The sequence below is a fragment of the Salegentibacter flavus genome (assembly GCF_900115145.1).
Taxonomy (GTDB): domain Bacteria; phylum Bacteroidota; class Bacteroidia; order Flavobacteriales; family Flavobacteriaceae; genus Salegentibacter; species Salegentibacter flavus.
Window position 1 is genome coordinate 1 of the sequence record NZ_FOVL01000005.1, and the last position, 22,592, is coordinate 22,592.

Annotated in this window: 21 protein-coding genes and 1 pseudogene; 9 read left to right on the forward strand and 13 right to left on the reverse strand. The window is 38.2% G+C overall.

Going from position 1 to position 22,592, the window contains the following annotated elements:
- The coding region (locus BM266_RS05340; protein ID WP_175494759.1) for an ATP-binding protein at nucleotides 1-263 on the forward strand (263 nt) is incomplete at its 5' end.
- A 395-nt stretch (nucleotides 264-658) separates the two neighbouring features.
- Here BM266_RS05340 and BM266_RS05345 read toward each other — a convergent pair.
- A complete protein-coding gene (locus BM266_RS05345; protein WP_093406842.1) occupies nucleotides 659-1,063 on the reverse strand; it encodes a hypothetical protein in 405 nt (134 codons plus the stop codon).
- 280 nt (nucleotides 1,064-1,343) lie between these two features.
- Here BM266_RS05345 and BM266_RS05350 point away from each other — a divergent pair, with 280 nt between their 5' ends.
- Nucleotides 1,344-1,946: a recombinase family protein gene (locus BM266_RS05350; protein WP_093406845.1), complete on the forward strand. Its 603-nt coding sequence runs from the start codon at nucleotides 1,344-1,346 to the stop codon at nucleotides 1,944-1,946.
- On the opposite strand, the gene BM266_RS05355 is transcribed toward BM266_RS05350, so the two are convergent.
- A complete protein-coding gene (locus BM266_RS05355; RefSeq protein WP_093406847.1) occupies nucleotides 1,935-2,471 on the reverse strand; it encodes a hypothetical protein in 537 nt (178 codons plus the stop codon). The genes BM266_RS05350 and BM266_RS05355 overlap by 12 nt on opposite strands.
- Nucleotides 2,472-2,801: 330 nt before the next feature.
- Here BM266_RS05355 and BM266_RS05360 point away from each other — a divergent pair, with 330 nt between their 5' ends.
- Entirely contained in the window at nucleotides 2,802-3,353 is a 552-nt protein-coding gene (locus tag BM266_RS05360; protein ID WP_093406850.1) for an NUMOD4 domain-containing protein, read from the forward strand.
- 377 nt (nucleotides 3,354-3,730) lie between these two features.
- Here the strand turns inward: BM266_RS05360 and BM266_RS05365 are convergent, their stop codons facing one another.
- From BM266_RS05365 to BM266_RS05380, 4 genes and pseudogenes are all read right to left on the reverse strand, one after another.
- On the reverse strand, nucleotides 3,731-4,495 hold the full coding sequence (locus BM266_RS05365; RefSeq protein WP_093406851.1) for a TIGR02757 family protein: 765 nt from the start codon (nucleotides 4,493-4,495) through the stop codon (nucleotides 3,731-3,733).
- 74 nt (nucleotides 4,496-4,569) lie between these two features.
- Nucleotides 4,570-5,076: pseudogene (locus tag BM266_RS05370) on the reverse strand (DUF2400 domain-containing protein); the annotation flags it as partial.
- Nucleotides 5,077-5,093: 17 nt separating this feature from the next.
- On the reverse strand, nucleotides 5,094-5,753 hold the full coding sequence (locus BM266_RS05375) for an ABC transporter ATP-binding protein (RefSeq protein ID WP_093407201.1): 660 nt from the start codon (nucleotides 5,751-5,753) through the stop codon (nucleotides 5,094-5,096).
- 56 nt (nucleotides 5,754-5,809) lie between these two features.
- A complete protein-coding gene (locus BM266_RS05380; RefSeq protein WP_093406857.1) occupies nucleotides 5,810-8,254 on the reverse strand; it encodes a DUF5916 domain-containing protein in 2,445 nt (814 codons plus the stop codon).
- Between the two features lie 149 nt (nucleotides 8,255-8,403).
- Between BM266_RS05380 and msrA the strand changes: the two genes are divergently transcribed.
- Nucleotides 8,404-8,955 carry a peptide-methionine (S)-S-oxide reductase MsrA gene (gene msrA / locus BM266_RS05385; RefSeq protein ID WP_093406860.1) on the forward strand — a complete coding sequence of 184 codons (552 nt, stop codon included), beginning with the start codon at nucleotides 8,404-8,406 and terminating at the stop codon, nucleotides 8,953-8,955.
- A gap of 65 nt (nucleotides 8,956-9,020) precedes the next feature.
- On the forward strand, nucleotides 9,021-9,323 hold the full coding sequence (locus BM266_RS05390) for a hypothetical protein (protein ID WP_093406862.1): 303 nt from the start codon (nucleotides 9,021-9,023) through the stop codon (nucleotides 9,321-9,323).
- 71 nt (nucleotides 9,324-9,394) lie between these two features.
- Here BM266_RS05390 and BM266_RS05395 read toward each other — a convergent pair whose 3' ends face one another.
- The 7 genes from BM266_RS05395 to BM266_RS05425 form a co-directional block, all read right to left on the reverse strand.
- A complete protein-coding gene (locus tag BM266_RS05395) occupies nucleotides 9,395-11,668 on the reverse strand; it encodes a TonB-dependent receptor (protein ID WP_093406865.1) in 2,274 nt (757 codons plus the stop codon).
- Between the two features lie 47 nt (nucleotides 11,669-11,715).
- On the reverse strand, nucleotides 11,716-12,030 hold the full coding sequence (locus BM266_RS05400; RefSeq protein ID WP_139220599.1) for a hypothetical protein: 315 nt from the start codon (nucleotides 12,028-12,030) through the stop codon (nucleotides 11,716-11,718).
- Nucleotide 12,031: 1 nt separating this feature from the next.
- Nucleotides 12,032-12,337, reverse strand: a complete 306-nt coding sequence (locus tag BM266_RS05405) for a DUF6787 family protein (protein WP_093406870.1) — start codon at nucleotides 12,335-12,337, stop codon at nucleotides 12,032-12,034.
- A 46-nt stretch (nucleotides 12,338-12,383) separates the two neighbouring features.
- A complete protein-coding gene (locus BM266_RS05410) occupies nucleotides 12,384-12,809 on the reverse strand; it encodes a DUF6146 family protein (protein WP_093406871.1) in 426 nt (141 codons plus the stop codon).
- A gap of 191 nt (nucleotides 12,810-13,000) precedes the next feature.
- Nucleotides 13,001-13,954: a D-2-hydroxyacid dehydrogenase gene (locus tag BM266_RS05415; protein ID WP_093406873.1), complete on the reverse strand. Its 954-nt coding sequence runs from the start codon at nucleotides 13,952-13,954 to the stop codon at nucleotides 13,001-13,003.
- Nucleotides 13,955-14,006: 52 nt separating this feature from the next.
- Nucleotides 14,007-15,071 (reverse strand): 3-phosphoserine/phosphohydroxythreonine transaminase, encoded by a 1,065-nt coding sequence (gene serC, locus BM266_RS05420; RefSeq protein WP_093406876.1) that lies wholly within the window; start codon nucleotides 15,069-15,071, stop codon nucleotides 14,007-14,009.
- A gap of 60 nt (nucleotides 15,072-15,131) precedes the next feature.
- Nucleotides 15,132-16,190 (reverse strand): acyl-CoA reductase, encoded by a 1,059-nt coding sequence (locus BM266_RS05425; RefSeq protein ID WP_093406878.1) that lies wholly within the window; start codon nucleotides 16,188-16,190, stop codon nucleotides 15,132-15,134.
- 145 nt (nucleotides 16,191-16,335) lie between these two features.
- Here BM266_RS05425 and BM266_RS05430 point away from each other — a divergent pair, with 145 nt between their 5' ends.
- The 4 genes from BM266_RS05430 (at nucleotide 16,336) to ychF (ending at nucleotide 22,450) form a co-directional block, all read left to right on the forward strand.
- The gene (locus tag BM266_RS05430; protein ID WP_093406881.1) at nucleotides 16,336-16,689 is read left to right on the forward strand and encodes a 4Fe-4S dicluster domain-containing protein; all 354 of its coding nucleotides are present in this window, start codon (nucleotides 16,336-16,338) and stop codon (nucleotides 16,687-16,689) included.
- A 138-nt stretch (nucleotides 16,690-16,827) separates the two neighbouring features.
- A complete protein-coding gene (locus tag BM266_RS05435; protein ID WP_093406883.1) occupies nucleotides 16,828-20,766 on the forward strand; it encodes a PAS domain S-box protein in 3,939 nt (1,312 codons plus the stop codon).
- Between the two features lie 63 nt (nucleotides 20,767-20,829).
- Nucleotides 20,830-21,264, forward strand: a complete 435-nt coding sequence (locus BM266_RS05440) for a response regulator (protein WP_093406885.1) — start codon at nucleotides 20,830-20,832, stop codon at nucleotides 21,262-21,264.
- Between the two features lie 91 nt (nucleotides 21,265-21,355).
- On the forward strand, nucleotides 21,356-22,450 hold the full coding sequence (gene ychF / locus BM266_RS05445; protein WP_093406888.1) for a redox-regulated ATPase YchF: 1,095 nt from the start codon (nucleotides 21,356-21,358) through the stop codon (nucleotides 22,448-22,450).
- The last annotated feature ends 142 nt before the right edge of the window (nucleotides 22,451-22,592 follow it).

Below are 22,592 nucleotides of genomic sequence, written 5' to 3' on the forward strand. Positions count from 1 at the left end.
TTGATAAGCTGGCCAAAGCCAAACTACTGATCCTGGACGACTTTGGTCTGGCTCATTTGGACAGAAAACAGCAAATGGATCTGATGGAAATTATTGAAGATCGTCACGGAAGATCATCTACCATTATTGCCAGCCAGTTACCGGTAGGAAGCTGGTATGATATTATCGGGGAAGCAAGTATTGCAGATGCCATTTTAGACCGATTAGTACACACTTCCCATCGCATAGAATTAAAGGGAGAAAGTCTTAGAAAAAAACTGTAATATTGTCATTATCTTATCTTTTTGACCAAAATCCTTGAGGGGTCAGTATGGCCAGTACGAGGGGTCAGCATCACCAGTATATCCAATAAGTCTTGTAATAGTAATCAAAACCTTTAAAGTCCCCAAAGTCATCATATAATTTATGCTGTTCCCATTCCTTGTACACTTTTTTAGTCTGCCCTATAGAAGAAAAGGAAAAGGAAGAATGACATTATCAAAAAAAATAGTAGTTTCATATTTAAGCATTTTAGACTATTAAATTAATGTTAACAAAAGTAAGGTTATTTTAGGATATCGGAGACAATGGACAAGTTGGAAGCGTTGATGGCTTAGGGAAAAGTTAAAAACTATGAATTATATAGATGGATGTATTTGGTTTATTAGGACAGCGTTGATTAACCTTGCTTTATAATGTCTGTAATTATGCCATTTCTAATGATAATGTAATGCATAAAGCCAAGTTTGTATCTGCCATTTTTCGCTGGGGCATTATCCTTATAAACTTTACATTTTACTGCTAGTTTTCCGAGGGCTAATTCAACCTTAACCTCCCCTTTATCGGTATTGAAATAGCCGAAGGGAGAAGGTTGGAGGTGTGAAGACCCGCCTTTAGTCTTATTGATTTCAGATTGTGTTTCACTTGCAATTGTTATTTGGCCAATTGAAGCTTCAACGGTTTTTCTTATTGAAGGATGCAAATATTTTTCTTCTAAAAATTCCACAACCCTTTCAATAGAGTTTAATTCGCCCTCATATTTATTTTCATTAACAAAAACTGCATATTCCTCCTTACTATCCACTTTAAGATTTAATGCTTAATTAGTAAATAAACAATCGTAAAATATGGGTGTAGTCATTCAAATATAGTTTTTCTTTAAAATTTAAATAGAATTATTCTGGGATTTTTAATTGAATGGAGGTGATGGTTTTAGTGTCCAATTTTAGAGTAAACCCAAAACACTACACAATAAGTTTATTTGCTTCTAACGGATTTACTAGAGTTAGTAATGTTCAAATATAACCACCCTAAATTTGTACATTAATTTTGAATGAGCTATATTTGTGAGAAATAAACCACCCATGAAAAAAGCTCGCTACAATCGTATCTCATCATCCAACCAAAAACTTGAACGGCAATTAGAGCGAAACCACCCAGACGAAATTATTTTTAACGATGTTGTTAGTGGTGCAGTCGCTTTTAAAGAGAGAGAAAAAGGTCAAGAGCTCATTAAAGCTATTGAAGAAGGTTCTGTAAACTTTGTTTCCGTAACAGCTGTTGACCGATTAGGTAGGTCTTTATCAGATTTGATAACAACCTTAGAATATTTTACTGAGAACAACGTCATTCTTAGAGTTGACAACTTGGGTCTGGAATCAATGGTTGATGGAAAACCAAATCCAGTCTTCAAACTTATTCTTTCAGTTCTAGGTAATGTTTCTGAAATGGAAAGAAATAGCCTTCGAGAACGTCAATTAGAAGGCATAGCAGTAGCGAAGGCCAAAGGGGTATACAAAGGCCGTGTACGTGGGTCATCAATGAGTGAAGAAGAATTCCTTGAGAAATATAAAAATGTGGTGAAGGATGTAAAGAACCACCCAGACTTATCGCTTCGGAAATTAGCTAAATTGAGTGAAGTTAGTGTGGGGACGGTGCAAAGGGTAAAGACAATATTACTTTCTTAGCTTGTGTTTCATTTCCAAAAGCTTGACAAAAGCTTCTTGGGAAACATTATTTCTAAGGGTATTCTTCTTTTCAAATGCGGCTGCATTCCTATTAAACTCAGAGTCCGTTTCTGAGAATATTTCGGGGTAATCCTTATGGAAATTAATTTTATACCACTCCAGATTATAGTACCTGTGCAAGTTGAATGTTTCACCAAAGTGTTCACAATACTTCTCAAAGTTGATTATATTATCTAAAATTAGTTGCCTATCCTTCTGATGCTTTAGTCCACAAAACTTGCCCTTAATGATTTGAAGAACAGGGTCATTCTTTCTCTTCTTAATTCCAAATTTATTGCATAAGCTATTGTACTGTTCTCTGGTCCGCTTTCTTCGTTCTCGTTGCTCCGTTTTCCGAATCAGTTCTTTTTTCTTTGCCTCCTGACTCTTTGTTGTAAATATAGAAGAGTCTGACCTGTGACTTTTACTTAATCCCCAGGAATTGCCCAGATACTTATGTGCAGATTTACTACCGTTTTTACTCATAACAGTTAATAGTTGGTAATAAAGCTAATAATTAGTTGCGAACTTCACCCGTAAAACCATATAAAAAAGTTTGGTCCACAAATTATTTAACAAAGTCCAAACACAATCTGGTCAGGGCAACGGCATCATTTATTATTAGTTCCGCTTCTCATCAGTAACATCTTTATAGCCTTTGATAGTTCTTAATTCTTCTGGGGTCAACCTGCAATTCATATAGGGTCTTCCTTATTCTACCACCTTTGTCGGAGGTAGTGATGAAATTATATAAAGGTCTTATAAAAATAATTGGCGTTTACTTACCCACCTGCATATTTATTATAAAAGATAGATATGAATGAGGAACAAGAATTATGGGTAAAGATTAAGGGATTTGAGAATAGGTACATGATAAGCAACAGAGGCCGCATACTTTCTCTGGGAAGAGTTATGACCGCAAAGGATGGATTTATTAGGAATTACCCAGATAGAATTTTAAAACTGAAGCCACATAAAAACACTGGATATTGCTTAGCTCGTCTGTATCACCACAATGGTAAAACCTATGAAGATTTTTCGGTCCACCGTCTCGTTGCCCTACACTTCTTGGAAAATTCTGAAAACCTGCCAGTGGTCAATCATATTGACACCAACAGGAGTAATAATCATGTGGACAATCTGGAGTGGGTAACGGTCGCTGAAAATCTTACCCATCATGGATGTCATCTCCGAGGTGGTGAAAAGCGTAAGAAGAAGGTTTTTCAGTACACAGATATAGGTGAATTCATTCGGGCCTGGAATTCAGTTCAAGAAGCTCATGATGCTGGGTACAACATGAACATGGTCCGAAAGGTGTGTCTGGGGTATAGGAAAAGATACCGTGGATTTGTGTGGTCTTATAAATAATTTGTAGAAATATTATCTGTATAACTAAGGTTTTTAAGGGGGATTAGCTTTATAAGTCCAACCTTTTAACAAATACTTTTAATTATTATGATTTATCTTTTCTTAAATTGTCACTCCCTAACTAAACATTAAACACTGATATATTAGTAAATCAATTGTTTTATTAATTTAATATTTATTATCATGTTTAAGTTTAAATTCACGGAAGCAAACTTCCGAGACCTTGTAAAAGCTACTTCTGTAGCAGGTACAGCCATCTTCTTATTCATTAAACTGTATAAGGATGTAAAAGGAGGTTGATTCACTACCACCCAAAATAAAAGCCCTCGCAGGGGCTTTTATTGTTATAAGAAATTACTCACCACAATACATTCTGGTCAAAATTTCTCAAAAACACCAAGACCAAACAAAGCAAAATCATACTTAACAGGGTCTTTAGGGTCCATCCTGCGAAGAGACTTATCAAGTTCTACCACTGCCTTTGCATCGTTTTGTTTCCGTTGGAGCAGACCCAATTTTCGAGCTACATTCCCAGAGTGGACATCCAGCGGACACGACAGCGAACTTGACGGAATCGAATCCCATAATCCAAAATCAACACCAGTGTTATCTGTCCTAACTAACCACCTCAAATACATATTAATTCTCTTTGCAGAAGAACCTTTTAATGGGTTACTTATATGCTTTTGGGTGCGGGGAAGATGGTCAGCTTCAAAAAACAATTCTTTTAGCTTCGCTATCGATGGTTGTAGTGTTCCTGGTTCCTGATACTTAGTAAAGACACCTTCCAAGCCATCGTGAACTGTATATATGTGTCTTAAACCATTAATGAATCCAATGAAATCAATACTATTAAAAGTGCGGTGTACAAATCCATTTAACGGTTCCAGATGATGCTCTTTATGATTCATAATAAAGTCATATGGAGAAGAACCCATGAGCTCCACCATTCGGTTTGCATTTTTAATAATACTTTTTCGGTTACCCCATGCGATAGTAGCTGCCAAAAATCCAGATATCTCAATATCCTCTTTTATGGTGAATTGGTGAGGAATCGATATCGGGTCTGATTCAATAAAGCTGGGGTTGTTATATTCATCAACTTTTGAGTCTAAGAAGGCTTTGAGTTCCTGGCGATTCATTTTTAAGTATTACAATGGCTCACAAAGGTATAATTTTACAAAAGACAATTAATCACCCTAATTACCTGTTAAGACATATTAATGCGTTTTGCTGCTGAATTCTTTTGTGGATCGCTCACGTGTTTTTCAGTTCGGCGGGCGTGGGGAAGTTCAAAGAAAGCTTGCTTAAAATGATGAATGGCCGGTTGCAGCGACCTTTCTTCAGCGTAGGTGCTAAAGATTTTTTCTATTCCGCCGTAATTTAAATAAATGTTTTTCAGCGCTTTTATGAAATACTGAAGATCGATACCCTGAAAGGTTCGATGTACGAAGTTTTCGAGCTTTTCGAGATCGGCAGGGGAGTGGTTAATTACAAAATCGTAAGGAGACCTGTCGAGTAATTCCATCAACCTGTCGGCGTTTTTAAGGATGCTTTTTCTGTTTCCCCAGGCAATGGTAGCCGTGAGAAAACCCGCAATTTCAATATTCTCCTTTTTGCTAAATTGATGCGGAATCTGAATAGGGTCGGTTTCAATAAAATGTGAGGTATTGTATTGTTCAACCTTAAAATCAAGGAAAGATTTTAACTCGCTTTTATTCAAAATCCAGGAATTTTAATTTAAATAATTTCTCCGTCTACCATGGTGAGTTTCCGGTCAGCCATATCGGCAAGTTCTTCGTTATGAGTTACTATAACAAAGGTTTGCTGAAATTCTTCCCTTAACCTGAAAAACAATTTATGCAGGTTTTCTGCCGATTCACTATCGAGATTTCCAGAGGGTTCATCGGCAAAGATAATGGCTGGATTATTTACCAGAGCCCTGGCCACCGCGATGCGTTGTTGTTCCCCGCCGCTTAATTCTGAGGGTTTATGGTTTGCCCGGTTTTCCAGGCCTAAAAACCCCAGAAGTTCACGGCCTCGTTTTTCAGCTTCTGCTTTTGGTTTATTCTGAATAAAAGCAGGAATGCATATATTTTCCAGCGCGGTAAATTCGGGTAGCAACTGATGGAACTGAAAGATAAATCCAATATGTTTATTTCTGAATTTGGAAAGTTCTCTGGAAGAAAGTCCGTAGATATCCGTTCCGTTTATTTTTAACTCTGAAGCCTTGTTTTTTTCAGGATTATCCAGGGTGCCTAAAATCTGAAGAAGTGTAGTTTTACCTGCTCCTGAAGCTCCTACTATAGACACAATTTCGCTGCGTTTTATGTGCAAATTCACTCCCTTTAAAACGTGGAGATCTCCGTAATATTTATGAATGTTATTAGCAAGTATCATGTTTTTCTGGACTATTAAAAATGGAAAAATACCCAAATTAAGCAGAATCCCCAAGATTAGCTCTCAAAGATGTTATAAAGATTATTGTAATCGATAAAGTAAACTATACGCAGGCTTAAAACCTGTTTAATAGGTTGGTTGAATAAATTTTCAAGACTGTAACGGTAATTCAACAGGCTTAATTTATCCTGGTTAAATATGGAATTTCTATAAAGCAGGATCGCCTGGCTTCCCGGTGCAAATGTCCAGCTATAGCTCAGGTCAAGGTTCCATATATTAAAATTTCGGTTTGGGTTGTTTTGTTGATCAATCAGATATGATCTGGGAGCTAACTCTCCATTACCCTCCAAAACCGAATAAGCATCTTCGGTGAAATGAGCCGTAGACCAGAAATTCCTGAAACTTAAATTTATGGCCTGTTTGGTATTAAAATTATAACTGGCTTTAAGCGAGTTTTCGATGCTTTCCATATCCCTAATTCCAAAAATGATATCTCTGTCTGAAAAGTCAACAAAACTTTGCCTGTTTTTCTCCAGGTTATAGTTAAAAGAATATACAACATCAAATTTATCAGAAAAGCGTACCCGTGGACTTAAGCGTAGCCTATATTCCTCCTGAGGGGAATTCATGTATTTTCCATAACGAAGGCGAATATCATACGCAAAAGTCTTTCTGTAATCTGAAGATACCCACAACTGGCTAATAATACTTTCGTTGTAGTTAATAAACATGCCTTCCTTGCGAGGTTCGAAAAAATCACGAAATTTAGAATTCACATCCAGATTACCACCAAAAGCAAAGCGCTCTCGGGTCATTGCGAAAAAGCCTCCACCAACACCTGTATTTACAGCCATATCGGGACGATACCTACGCTGGTGATTTCCGTAGACTTCAATTCTGTAACGGTTAAATCGCTCGGTGGGTTCAAAGATTTGATACGATGTACTCCAAAAAAAGTTATTGTAGTTATTGGTGAAGTTTATCCCCAGATCGTTTATATCATAGGTTTCATTAGCAAACCTGTGACTTACGCCATAACGGAAATTCCCTTTTGTTCGGTTTACCGAAAATTTTGAAGCAAACCCGGCAACAGTATTATCGGTAGCATTCACCTGACTCATTTTTGCTTCGCCTTCAAAATTGAATGAATTGGCTTTATTGTAGATATCAAATAAAAAACCGCTCACATTAGCATCTCTGTAATGCCCCTCGCGAGTCACATTGGTATTAATTAAGCTAATGGAAGAATTCTGGTTAAACTGCTGATCGAGTACCAGGATATTGTAATTCGCAAATGGTTCTGTAACTCTGGTTCGAGTGTCACCGGTAATTGTATCCCTGAAAATGGCTTTCATTTCACTGGTAATCGCATTAAAAAATCCAATGCCGAGATTATTTTCAGTACGGCCGGATATTTTAAAAGCATTTAATAGATCTGCGCGTTCCGGATTTTCCACTATTACCTCATTGTTCCTAAGATTTGCTGACGCTGATCTATACCCGGTTGGAGCATCGCCCACTCTACGGGAATAGAAAAGATTACCTTTAGTAAAAAGCTCAGTACCCTCTGTAAAAAAGGCCCGGTTTTCACCAAATTGTTGCTCAAAAGGAGTGAGATTCAACTCAACATCATCGAAGGCTGCCTGCCCGAAATCAGGAACAAGCGTTGCATCCAGGGTGAAGGCGTCATTTATCCCGTATTTCACGTCCAAACCGGCACTAAAAGCTGTTTTGCTGCGATCATCATATTGCTGGATCTCGGCTGAAGCATAGGGGTAAAGGCTAAGTCTAATAGGTGGATCTATGTTCTCTATACCCGTTAATAATCCTGTATACTGACTTATTTTTCCTATCGACTTATCGATATAATTCCAACTATAGGTTTCATTACGATGAGTGATTTTCCTGGAGAATTGAATTGCCCAGGATTGTATTTTCTTTTTGGGAAATCTCAGAGCTGAGTAGGGGATTTTAATTTCGGCGTACCAGCCAGTATCGTCGTGCGAAACCTCTGCTTCCCAGACGGTATTGAAAGTGTAATCTTCATTATCTCCATTAGCTTTTCCATCTATTATTGCCCCGGAAGTGGTAACGATAAAACGCGTTTGATTTTCACCATCATCATAAGGATTTATATCCACCAGAAAAAACTCTGAAAGCCCAACGTTATCCCGTTGGGTGAATTGTTTTACCGTTTTTTCAGGCTCACCGGATCGCATATAGGCAGCTATAAAGATTGCTTCATCATTATAAGCAACTTTCACATCGGTAGCGTATGCCTCGGGAATGGGATCTCCATCGCCGGGTTCGAACATTAAAAAATCTGAAGCGATGGGCAAGGATTGATAGACTTCGTCATCAAGTTTTCCATCTATTATTGGAGCATCGCTTATTCTGGTGATTTCATAGGTTTTGCGATCTTTTAGATCGACCTCTACTGATTGAGAGTAAATATTAGGAGTAAAAAGGATAAAAAACAGAAGAAAAAAACGAATGGACATCAATATCTTTTAATTAAAGACGAATAACTTTTAGTATTCTTACATCTTTGGTGTAAGGCATTACAATATTAGCCAATTTCTCGTTAATTCGGGGTATTTTCCGGGGCATATAAAGCTTGTTTTACCCACATTATCTATATTTATAAAATATGGTACAGAAAAGTTTAGAAACCGCCACCCTTGCCGGGGGATGCTTCTGGTGTACAGAAGCAGTTTTTCAGCGGGTAAGAGGAGTGGAAAGCGTAATACCTGGTTTTACTGGAGGGAAGATAAAAAATCCTGCATACAGAGAAATTATTACCGGCAGGACAGGTCATGCTGAAGCGATTCAGGTTAGTTTTGATCCTGAGAAAATAAGTTTCAGAGAATTATTATTGATATTCTTTGGAACACATGATCCCACCACCTTAAACAGGCAACAAAATGATGTGGGTACTCAATATCGAAGTGCCGTTTTTTATCATTCCGAAGAACAAAAAAATACAGCTTTTGAAGTTATTCAGGAATTGGAGAATGAGAAAGTCTTTCAAAATAAAATAGTTACCGAAATCACCCCTGCATCCAATTTTTATGCGGCTGAAGAGGAGCATAAAGATTATTACGACCAACATCGGCAGCAGCCATATTGCCAGTATATAATAGATCCGAAGATTGAAAAATTGAGGAAATCATTTGCAGATAAGCTTAAAAACCCGAATTAAGCCGGAAAACCCTGCTATGGCTAAAAATGGCACCTTTATTGCCGTAAATATAAAAACTGTTACAAATGGATAAATCGAAAAATAAATTACTCGTAAAAGGCCTAGCTTATGATGTCGTTGGTATGACTACAATGGCTATTCCTGTTGTAGGACCATTTTTAGATATCTTATGGGCACCCTATGCCGCCAAAACTATGCAGGAAATGTACCCCGGCAAAAAAGGAAAAGTTGCCTCGGTTATTCTGTTTATTGAAGAGATACTGCCAGGAACAGATATTATTCCAACTTTCACGCTTATGTGGCTGTATACTTATGTTTGGAATAAAGATAAACCGGGAGAATTACGCCCAATAAAAGTAAGATCTTAAATTATACTTTTTTAAATATAAAGAAAGCAGTCGGGAAATTCCCGACTGCTTTTTGTTTATTGAAGAATTATTTAAAGAAACCAATTTAGAGAAACTGAAATATTTCTACCAATGTTCGCTACATTATCGGGTTTTAAGCGGGATAAATGTGAAATATAGGTTTTGTTTAAAAGATTATTGCCGCTAATAGTAAATTGAAGGTCTGAGCCATTGAGATCGAAGGTGCCTCCAAAACCGGCTCCCAACAGGCTATAACCTCCGGTGCGGGTTTCAAATATACTCACCCGGTTCTGGTCGAAGACATTTTTTAATCTTAAAAAGGCATACTTTTTCTTTACTACTTCTCCTTCCAATTCAATCCTGAAGGTGTTGGTGAGAGAGTTTGCAGGTATTAAAGGCAGATTTTTACCATCCTCCAATTCTCCGTGAACCAATTCAAAACCGGTTTCCCAATGCAACCAGTCTAATGGATGGGGGTGGATATGTGCTCCAATTTCAGTTCCATATAACTTTGCATTGTTTTGCGTGTATTGAAAAACCAGATCATCATCAATCATTTCTCCTGTAGGATTGAGATAAATGTAATCCTTAATGTTGTTGTGAAATACATTTATATAAGTTTCAAAATGTTCATTTCTAAGTTCTACTGAAAGGTCTAATTGGAAGCTTTGCTCGTTATCCAAATTTGAATCACCAACTTCATACCTGTTGGCACCGTGGTGAGCCCCATCAGAAGTGAGTTCTGCCAGATTGGGAGCTCTAAAACCACTGGCCAGATTTAACCTGGCATTAATGCTTTCAGAAATATCATACTTGGCGCCCAATGCACCATTAATACTATTGAAATTACGGTCTATGGCAGGGATAAACTCTTCTTCCTGATCGTGACCATATTCTGTGCTTTCCAGATTTCGGAAATCATATCGTAATCCGCCCTGAAAATCCCACTTTTCGAAGTGAAGGTGTGTGGTAGCAAAAATTCCAAAGTCGGTAGTTATCGCGTCAGGAATCAGGATCTCTTCCCCAAAATTCGAATTTGTCTGGTACATCCCCTGAATACCTGCAATTGTTTCAAACTTACCAAATCTTGTGAAATTATATTTCAAATTATAATTGAGTGTTTCCAGGTGCATTTCCAGCGCCGGGTGTTCACCTTCGTTAGCTTCCTCTTCTCCATTGATCTCTTCCTCGTGATTTTCTTCCTCTTCTTCGTGGCCGTGCTCGTCTTCATATTCCCGCCTGTCGTTAAACTGGTAACCAACCTTAAAATCAATGCTCGAATTTCTAAAATAGAATTTATTATCCAGGCTAACTATGTGGTTGTCGATTTCCTGAAAGGGTAACAAAGGTTCTTTATCTGTACTCTGGACCCCCATCTCTTCAGGTATTCCTATGTTAGAGCGGTTGTAGTTATAGCGCAAATCTCCTTTGTACTTCTGGTCCTGATAACCGATGCCGGCTTTAAAATCTTTTTCATTGAAGCGGGTGTTAGTAACCCTTTCCCCGTTTCCGGTTTCATAGTCGCTATGGGTTGCATAACTTCCGCGGGCAAGGAATTTTAATTTTTCTCCTGAAGTTGCTGCCATGGCGCTCCCTTGATAGCCCTGTGTATTACTGAAATAATTTGCATCTACTTCAGCCTCTGTAGCATTGGAAGAAGCAAAGCGTTCGGGATTGAGATAGAGAACTCCTCCAATAGCATCGCTTCCGTAGAGCAGGGAAGCAGGGCCTTTAATTACTTCGACACTCTCAATTCCCTTTGAGCTAATTCCCAGACCATGTTCATCACCATATTGTTGATTTTCTAATCTCACTCCCTGGGTATAAACCAAAACCCTGTTCGAACTCAAACCCCGGATTACAGGCTTACCAATTCCTAAACCGGTGGTAAGACTTTCTACCCCTTCTATCTGGGAAATTCCATCTGTAAGTGTGATGGCTCCTTTTCTGGATAGGGTAGAAACGTTCTCCCGGGCAACCCGCATCACGTTATCGCTTTGCAGCTGATGAAATGGAGTTGAAATTATGACCTCTTCCATCTCTATTGCCGAAGGTTTCAGGCTTAGGTCAAAGCTTCCGGAGGAAGGGATACTTATTTCATCCGAAAAAGTGCTGAATCCAACTGAAGAAATCACAATTTTATGATTTCCGGTAGGAAGGTTATTAAACATAAACCTTCCTTCTAAATCTGTTAATTCGCCTTTTTCCAGGCCGGGAAGGTAAACGGTGGCGCCGATAACAGGTTCCCCGCTAACAAGATTTGTTACAGTGCCCTGTAGATTATTTTGTGCATATATAAACGAATTCACTGCCAAAAGCAGCAAAAAGAAAATTTTGGTTTTCATAATAAATTTTTAAAATAATTCTGATAACTAATTTTGTCTTAGGTATATCAGGCGATGGGAGGACCTCGCAGCTCAAAAGGGAGCTTTATATAATCACTTAAAAATTCGTAGTAATCGGGAAGTACTTGTTTTTCAGGTACGGGTATTTCAGGAATAAATTCAAATACAATAATACTTAGCGCTGAATTCTTCTGAAACTGGTGTAACTCACAATCCAGGGTTTTGGTGTGAAAATGTTCTTTGGCATAGTGTTCACATATTTCGTGACTATGTCCGCTAAAAATATGGGTAAAGGTTATAGCCGTTGGGGCCAAAAAGATAATAACGGCCAGTATGGATAATATGTTCTTTATATAGTTCAAATTAATCCTGAAAAATTTTGGCAAAGCCAATACGGCTAAGCATTTTCTTCTCAAATGCCCAGAAAAACTCGAATTGACCAAACAGCCATCCAAAACTTACGAGTAAAACCTGATAAATTGGGAATATGAATAATATTCTGGCGCCCCAATAAATAATCCAGGGAGTTGTTTCGGAAGATAACCCTATAAAATCGGTGACAGGACCGGCCAGTTTCGTAGCGCTTGATCCTGTAATGGCAAAGACAATAAAGATGATTAAAATCTGCCAATTGGAATTAATTCCCCAACGCTTTTTCAATTTATTCATGTGGCAAATATATTAAAAGCATTATTACTATTAAACTCAACAAAAATTAAATGCGGGTGGGTACTGAAAAGCGTTGATTATACTGCCGACTGAAATACACGAAATAGTTGTACAGAAGGTAATTTACTTCATAGCCGTAATCTATATTGCTATCGTAATTGATTTCCTGAATATAGAGATTCGGGTTATATCGCTGCGGGTTTCTTACCCGCTGGTTATATTCCTGTACCAGGAATCGGTTTTTATTTTCCAGGTAACTCTGGGAATAATAACCTTCCGGTTTGGCTATACTGTTAATGAAAAGATTAAAACCGGGTTCTATAATAATAATCTCATACTCCAGGCTATCATTGGCTATGCGTACAGTATCTTCTTCGGCATTTGCTATTCTGTCTGATCTGAGGTTGCGATCCTGGCTACCACAACTGTAGATCATTAAGCCTAAGATTAATATATAGAAAAAATTTTTCATTTTAAAAGTTTATTTTCTCCAATCCTTACTTTCAGAATTGAATTACTTGCTGTTTGAATTAGAGCTTTTCATATTTTGGATATTTAAAAGATCTAAAATAGATGCCATAGGGAAAAAGATTTAAATGACCTTTAAACTTAACGATAATTTTTCGCTATTTGCGTTAAAGCTTTATTATAAATTCATAAACTCTATGGTTTATACCTGTTAATAATCTCGGTTGCTAATTCTTGTCCAATCCTTTCCTGAGCTTCAATAGTAGCTGCACCAATATGTGGGCTAAGGGAAACTTTCTCATTCATAAGTAGTTTTATGGCTGGTTTTGGTTCATCCATAAAAGTGTCGAGACCGGCAAAAGCCACTTTATTTGTTTCAATAGCTTCAAGTAGTGCCTCTTCATCTATTACTCCGCCACGTGCGGTGTTAATTATACCAACTCCCTTTTTCATGGACTCCAGTTCTTTTTTTCCAATAATGGGTTTTTCCTGAGCAGGTACGTGAAGACTTATAAAATCTGAATGCTTAATAAGTTCTTCTACAGGTTCGGTTTTTATTGGAATTTTTATGCTTTGATGGTTGTAAAATTCCAATTCTATAGTTGCTTCCCCTACTTCATTGTCACTGGCAATAACCTTCATACCAATTCCAAGTGCAAGTTTAGCTACCTCCCTGCCAATTCTTCCAAAACCAATAATTCCCAGGGTTTTTCCTCTTAATTCATAACCTCCGGCATAAGCCCTTTTAAGCTCAGAAAACATGGTATCTCCTTCAAGAGGCATATTCCGGTTAGCATTATAGAGCTGCCTTACTCCGCTGAATAAATGAGCGAAAGTGAGCTCTGCTACCGATGCCGCTGAGGCTGCTGGCGTATTAAAAACATGTAAACCCTTAGACCTGGCATATTCCACGTCAATATTATCCATGCCAACCCCACCGCGACCGATGAACTTAAGATTGGGACAGGCGTCTATGAGTGGTTTCCTGATTTTTGTATTGCTACGCACCAGAATACCCTCAATGTTATTTTCCTTGATATAATTTTCGAGCTGGTCCTGAGCTACTTTTACTGAAATCAAGTCGAAACCTGCTTCTTTAAGAGCTTTGGCTCCGCTTAGCGAAATGCCGTCATTGGCCAATATTTTCATATAGATTCTTTTTGTGTATTTTAATTTTCCCTGAATGCTTTAGTATAGAAGATCAGGCTTTTCTTTCCAGTTCCTGCATTACCTCTACCAGGGTGGTCACACTATGTGGTGGAAGTGCGTTATACATGGATGCCCGGTAACCACCTACACTTCGGTGACCGTTTAATCCGTTAATTCCTTCAGCCTTCCAGAGCTCATCAAAACGATCTTTCAGACTTTCATCAGTAAGATTAAAAGTGGCATTCATAGTTGAGCGGTCTTCTTTTTCAGCATAGCCTTTAAAGAGTTCATTTCTGTCAATTTCAGAATAAAGTAAAGCAGCTTTTTTGTTGTTGAGTTCTTCCATTGCTTTAACCCCGCCCTTTCTGTCCATCCAGCGCATGGTCAATAAGGATACATAAACTGCGTAAACCGCGGGGGTATTAAACATACTGTCTTTTTCGATATGCGTTTTATAATTAAGCATGGAAGGAATTTCACGCGAAACCTTGCCTAGAATATCTTCTTTAATAATAACCAAAGTAGTCCCTGCGGGTCCCATATTTTTCTGCGCCCCGGCATATATCATATCGAATTTTGAGAAATCCATTTCCCTGGAAAAAATATCGCTACTCATATCACATACCAAAGGAATTGCAACTGATGAAAATTCTTTCATTTGCGTTCCGAAGATGGTATTGTTGCTGGTGCAGTGGAAATAATCTGCATCTGTAGGCACTTTATAATTTTTTGGTATATAATTGAAATTTTTATCTTTAGAGGAAGCCACTTCAACAACTTCTCCAAAGAATTTAGCTTCTTTAATCGCTTTAGTAGCCCAGGTACCTGTGTTAAGATATGCAGCTTTCTTTTCCAGTAAATTGTATGCAGTCATTAAAAATTGCATACTCGCTCCTCCTTGTAAAAATAGAGCCTTGTAACCTTTATTCTCAAGCCCCAGAAGTTTTAAGGAGAGGTTTCTGGCTTCTTCCATAACTGAAACGAAATCGGCACTGCGATGAGAAATTTCTAAAATAGATAAGCCTGAGTTGTTGAAGTCCAGAATAGCCTGAGAAGCTTCCTGAAATACCTCCTGCGGAAGAATGCAGGGACCAGCACTAAAGTTGTATTTTTTCATCATTAAAAAATGTATTGGTTAGTTTTTTATTTGTCTTACTAAGATAACAATTCCTGACATTTATATTTTAAGCAAAAATTCCATTGTATCCACATCATCGGCATAATCCCAGAGTTGTGGTTTCTGGGTGTGACCAAAGCCTACCTCGTTTGGAGCAGGATCTTTCTTAACGATGCATTGCAGTCTTTGGCTTTCGTTATATAAATGTTCCCGGAGGGCTTCAGGGTTTTCATAGGTTTCATAAAACAAAGTAGCGATAGGGGAACTGTAGCCGGAATCTTCCTTAAGGATCAGAAAACCATTTTCCAGGAGTTTGAATTCACTCATCAGATAAACTGCCTTGTTGTAGTCGTAATTATTAGCATATTTTGCCTGGTTTATAATAGGATTCCAATTGTACATCGCTTTAAAGAAATCATCAAAATCGTAATTTTCAGGAACATAGAGTTTAGAGACATTTCGGCATCCGAGGCCGTAATACCTGAAAATATCTTCACCCAAAGCTTCCAGCTCTTCAGGAGTTTCATTTCCTGTTAAGATGGCTACCGAGTTTCTGTTTTTACGAATTATGCTTGGTACCTTAGAAAAATAATATTCAAAATACCGGGCGGTGTTATTGCTTCCGGTGGCAATCACAGCATCAAAATTCTCAAGTCTGTTTTCGGTAAAACGTATTCGGTCTTTATATTCAGGATCCAATTGAGTAAAAAATCGCGCTATCACAGGCATAAGCTGTTTATCATTACCGGAAAGTTTGGCCACAACTTTATGTCCTGCAAGCAGCACCGAAAGGAAATCGTGAAAACCAACCAGCGGGATATTTCCTGCCATTACAATTCCAACGGTTTTGGGTTCGATTTCAGAGAGATCATAAGGATCTAACCATTGATCTAAGCTTTTCCTGGTAAGTGCTTCGCTCCATTGTTGCAAAGAAAATATAACATTTTCACGAGTGAACCACCCGTTATAATGAACTGCAGCATCAATTTTCTCGTTGAGTTCAGTATAGATCTCCAAATATTCATTTTCGATCACTGGTTTTTTTTGAGGATTTAGTTCAAAATTTGCCAGGAATTCACCAAGTTTGATAAAGTGTGCTTTGCGGTCTTCGATAGTCATTGCCATATTTGGTTATGAGAGCGATTGGTTTTAAATTTGTAGCGGCGAAATTAAAACTTCAACCTGCAAACTCCTAAGATTCCTTGAAAAATAAGGAGAGGTTTCGGTTTTAATTCAGACCTTAAATTTACTAATAAAAGAAGCTATGGCAATTATAATCACAGATGAATGTATAAACTGCGGGGCCTGCGAACCAGAATGCCCCAATACCGCAATATATGAAGGGGCTGATGACTGGCGTTATGCCGACGGAACCGACCTGGATGGTGATGTAGTATTACCAAATGGAAAACAGGTTAATGCTGAAGAAGCCCAGGAACCAATTAGCGATGAGATTTATTACATCGTTCCCGACAAATGCACTGAATGCCAGGGATTCCACGAGGAACCTCAATGTGCTGCTGTCTGTCCTGTAGATTGTTGCGTACCTGATGAGGATCACGTGGAAACCGAGGAAGAGTTATTAGCAAAACAGAAGTTTATGCATAATGACGCATAGCATAGGCATAAAATTGAAATATGAACCCGGTTCTTTTGAACCGGGTTTTTTTTGTAAATATGTTATAAAATTAGAATTATTTTAACATTTCATTTGGATTTTTTTATATTTACGAGCAGCCTAATAATAAATTAATCTATGCTTCCAGACGCTATCCTTAAAAAGCTATTTAGTATATACCCTTCTCCTTGTCTCGTTTTAGAAGTTGAATCCTCACACTTTAAAATTATCGAAGTTAATGAGCTTTATCTTGAAACCACAGAAATTTCCCGGCAGGATATTATTGGCAAGGGAATTATGGAAGTTTTTAAAGGCAATTCCGGCCGGGAGGAAGAATTTAATAATCTTCTGCGTAACTCTTTAGAAAAAACAATTAATTCGGGTGAGCCTCATAAGATGAAGAGATTGCGTTATGATCTGGTAAATGAAAAGACTGGTGAATTAGAAGAGCGTTACTGGGATAACCAAAATATACCGGTTCCCGGTGATGATGGAGAGGTAAGACATATTCTACATTGTGTAAAGGATGTAACCGAGGAAGAGATTTCTCAAAAGCGTGAAAAAGCTGCTATTGATTCCCTGGAAGAGAACCAAAGGATCTTAAGTGAAACTCAGGAAATAGCTAAAATAGGAAGCTGGAGCCTTGACCTGGTAAATAACAGGCTGCGTTGGAATGGTATCATCAAAGAGATTCATGAAGTTGCCCAGGATTATATACCTGTACTGGATGAAGCCATTGATTTTTATAAAACCCGGAAGGATAAGGATATTATTTCTCAAGCTGTAAACAGGGCTATAGAAAAGGCTGAAGCTTTTGACCTGGAACTGGAAATACTAACGGCAAAAGGGAATGAAAAATGGGTGCGAGCCACTGGCCGACCAGAGTTTGTTAACGGTGTCTGTACCCGGGTTTATGGAGCAACCCAGGATATTACCTCCCGCAAGATTACCGAGCAACGCCTTGAAAACATCAATAATAATATTCCCGGAGTGGTGTTTCGCTATAAACTAAATCCTGATGGGACCGATAAGCTAATGTATATAAGTAAGGGATCTGAAAAACTCTGGGGAGTCTCTGCTGAAGATGCTGCTAAAGACAGTAAAATTATTTGGGATCTTCATCACAAGGAGGACGTTGAATCACAAATAAAAAGTATTCAGAATTCAGCTGAAAATCTTTCTGAATGGCGTCACGAATGGCGCATAAACCACCCCGATGGTACAATTCGATGGAACCGGGGAATTGGTACCCCAAAAAAGTTAGAGGATGGTAGTGTAATCTGGGATTCGGTTATCCTTGATATTACGGTGGAAAAAGAGGAACAACAGTCCAAAGCAGAAGCAGAAAAAGCCCTTGAAGAAAACCGCCTACGTCTCAATAGAATAATGGACCAGTCCCTGGATGCGATCACTATAATTAATAAAGATGGTCAGTTTGTAAAAACCAGTTCCGCCGCTTCGAGGTTGTGGGGCTATTCTACGGCTGAATTAGAAGGTATGCCCTTTATGGATCTTGTTTTCTCAAAGGATAAAGAAAAGACCAAGGCTGCGAGTAAAGCGATTATGGCAGGAACACCCATGACCAATTTTGAAAATAGGTATGTATCTAAGTCGGGGAAGGTAATACCTTTAACCTGGGCGGTAAGCTGGGATGAGAAGGAGGAGTTAATATATGCCATTGCTCGTGACAGCCGCGAGAGAAAAGAAGCTGAAAAGCAATTAAAGCTCAGTGAGCAACGGTTTAAAGGATTGGTTCAGGATGGTGGCGACCTGATTGCCCTATTAGACGAAACCGGAAGTTATCTCTATGCCAGTCCCACTTCTGTGAATGTTTTGGGATTTGAACCTGAGGATTTTTATGATAGAAATGCCTGGGATTTCATACATCCCGAAGAACTGGAGCGGGTTCAGGGAAATTTTGGAAGACTGGAAAATGAAAAAAGATTTAATATTTCGCCTTTTCGTTTTAAACATAAGGATGGAGGTTGGCGGTGGCTTGAAACTACCGTCACGAATATGATGGATGATCCTGCTGTGCAGGGAATTGTTGCGAATTCCCGGGACATCACCCAAAAGAAATATTTTCAGGACCTGGAACACCTCGAGAAAAAAGTACTGGAGATGAATTTTAAAAAAGAGTATTCTCTGGAAGCTATTTTGGAATTTTATCTTCAGGAACTAGAGAAAACGCAAGAGGGAAATTGGCTGGCTATCTGGAAGCTTGATAAAAAGAAACTGGAGAATTGGATTGTTCCTGGCCTTCCCGGAGAATTGGTTGAGGAAATCAATAAAAGTGCTTTTAGCTCAGAATTTATTCAGAAAATGATCCGGGAAAAATCCCCGGTTGAAATTAAGAAATGGCCGGAGAATTCTAATTTATCTGTTTTGATGCATACTTATGCGATTTCATCGGTCTCCAGATTTCCTGTGCTTTCCTCGTCAGGGAAACTGCTGGGCATTTTTTCAGTGTATGCTCAAAAGGGAAATAAAGATCAACGAATTTTTGAAAATACCATAAACAGAACAATTGGATTACTGCAGTTAATTATAGAGTTCAAACAAAAAGAAAATGATTTAACCCGCAGTAATCAGCGCTATGAACTTGTAAATAAAGCCACGAAAGATGCGCTTTATGATTGGGATATCGCGAACAATAATATTGAATGGGGGGAGGGATTCACAAAACTATTTGGTTATAACAGTAAAACAAATGCCTTTCCAATAGAAAAATGGAGTGAGAAAGTGCATCCGGAAGACCTGGAGGAAACCCAAAAAAGTTTGGATGTCCATCTTTCAGATCAAAGGAAGAAAAAGTGGAGTAAAAAATACCGATTTAAAAATATTAAAGGAGAATACATTCATATAATTGAAAACGGCTATATTCTAAGGGATAATGCAGGGATTGCCTACCGAATGATAGGGGTATTACGTGATGTTACCGATCTCTATGAGTATGAAAAGGAGCTGTTTATGAGTAATGAACGCTTTAAGTATCTTACCCAGGCTACCTCTGATGCGATCTGGGATTGGGACCTGGAAAAAGATGAGGTTTATTGGGGAGAAGGTTTTGAAACATTATTTGGATATAAACACAAAAAACTTAGCACAGATATCAATTTGTGGTCAAACAGTATTCACCCAAAAGATATAGCCGTGGCCATAGGTAGCCTCGAGAAAGCTATTGCCGGTACCAAACGGAAATGGGAAGCAGAATATCGTTTTGCTACAGAAAGCGGGGAATATAAATATGTATATGACAGAGGTTATATTGTAAGAGACCAGACTGGTAAAGCGATAAGGGCGGTTGGTGCCATGCAGGATATTTCAAAGACCAAAGAATACGAAAGTTCTTTAAAATCCCTCAACGATGATTTGAAGAAATATGCGAAAGAACTTGAAATCTCGAATGCAGAACTGGAGCAATTCGCTTATGTGGCATCTCACGACCTTCAGGAACCGCTTAGAATGGTGACCAGTTTTCTTACCCAACTGGAGAAGAAATATTCAGAGCAATTGGATGAAAAGGCACATACTTATATTCATTTTGCGGTAGACGGTGCTAAACGGATGCGGAGTATAATTCTTGATCTTTTGGAATTTTCCCGGGTGGGAAGGAGTGAGGACAAGCAGGAATTAATTGATGTCAATGAAATAATATCTGAAGTTAAATTGCTTTGTCGTAAGGAAATAGAAGATTCAGATGCGTTTATTACTACTGAAGATCTCCCTGAGATAGTTGCGCCAAAAAGTCCTATACGCCAGGTTTTTCAAAATCTTATCAGTAATGCCATCAAGTATCGGAAAGCAACGATGCCTCCTAAAATTGAAATAAAGCTTGAAGAATCGGGAAAATATTATGTGTTCAGTATAAAAGATAATGGTATTGGCATAGATCCTGAATACTTCGACAAGATCTTCATTATTTTCCAACGTTTACACCAGAGGGAAAAATTTTCCGGTACCGGGATGGGCTTGGCCGTAACTAAAAAGATCATTGAAAACCTGGGAGGTAAAATATGGTTGGAGTCCAAGGAAGGTGAAGGCAGCATATTTTATTTCAGTATTTTTAAACATTGAAAACTTACCGTTTTTTTTTACTATATTTTCAAAGATTTTTTATCATTTAACCTGGAACACCTTATGAAATTTATTCACATTTTGCTTGTTGAAGATAATGAAGGAGATATTTTATTGACTACTGAGGCCCTGGAAGAAGGGAAAATCATGAACAAATTAAGCGTGGCCAGAGATGGCCAGGAAGCCTTGGATTTTCTCAATAAAAAAGGAGAATTTCAAACTTCTGAATTACCAGACCTTATTCTTCTGGACGTTAATCTACCAAGAAAAAATGGTCACGAGGTATTAAAATATATAAAAACTCACCAGGTTTTCAGAAGTATTCCGGTTATAATGCTAACTACCTCTTCCTCCCAAAAAGATATAGATGAGTCTTATAAAAATTATGCTAATTGCTATATCACAAAACCTATAGAGTTAAGCGATTTTATGGAGGCAATAGGGAAAATTGAAGAATTCTGGATCAATCTGGTAAAATTGCCAAAAATAGACGCCTAAAAGAAATCCTGAGAATAATCCCGGGAGCATTAATATATCGTTCTTAATCCTTACATTTGCAGCCGCAAAAACTCAGCTTAAAATTTAATTTATGAAAGCCGGAATCGTAGGATTACCAAACGTAGGAAAATCTACCCTTTTTAATTGTTTATCAAATGCCAAGGCGCAAAGTGCAAACTTTCCGTTTTGTACCATTGAGCCTAATATAGGGGTGGTGAACGTACCCGACACGAGACTGGAAAAACTGGAAAGCCTTGTTAATCCCGAGAGGGTAGTGCCCGCTACCGTAGAAATAGTGGATATAGCCGGCTTAGTAAAAGGAGCCAGTAAAGGTGAGGGACTAGGAAATCAGTTTTTGGGAAATATTCGCGAAACCGATGCTATTCTTCACGTTTTGCGTTGTTTTGAAAATGAAAATATCGTTCACGTCGATGGTTCTATAGATCCAATTCGCGATAAAGAAACCATCGATATGGAACTTCAGCTTAAAGATCTCGAAACAGTTGAGAAAAAACTGGAAAAAGTAAAGCGAGCTGCAAGAACCGGAAATAAAGAAGCACAGAAAGAAGAGGTAGCATTACTTAAGGTTAAAGAAGGTTTAGAAGCTGGTAAATCGGTTCGGGCTATAAGCCTAACCGATGATGAACGGAAAGAATTTATTAGACCCTTGCAGTTTATTACCGATAAACCGGTTATGTACGTTTGCAATGTAGATGAAGGCGCTGCAGTTTCAGGAAATGAACACGTTGATAGAGTAAGAGAAGCTGTGAAAGAAGAAAATGCAGAGGTATTAGTGCTTGCCGTTGGAACAGAAGCCGATATTACCGAGCTTGATGACTATGAGGAACGCCAGATGTTTCTTCAGGATATTGGTCTTGACGAAGCAGGTGCAGCTAAGTTAATTAGAAGCGCATATAAATTACTGAATCTTGAAACTTATTTTACCGCTGGGGTGAAAGAGGTGAGGGCCTGGACCTTTCCTAAAGGAGCCACTGCACCACAAGCTGCTGGGGTAATCCATACCGATTTTGAAAAGGGTTTTATCAGGGCTGAGGTTATTGCTTATGATGATTTTGTGCACTACGGAAGCGAAGCAAAAGTTAAAGAAGCAGGGAAAATGCGGGTTGAAGGAAAAGACTATATCGTGAAAGATGGTGATGTGATGCATTTCCGTTTCAACGTTTAAGATACCTTGTTTTACAATCTTTTGCACAGCTTATCGTAAGATAAACTGAGAATTTTTGCATTGATTTTTAATTTGAAGAAAACTTCAGAAAACTGCTGTGATTTTATATTTATCCTTCCGAAGAAATTTTTATTAGAAGATC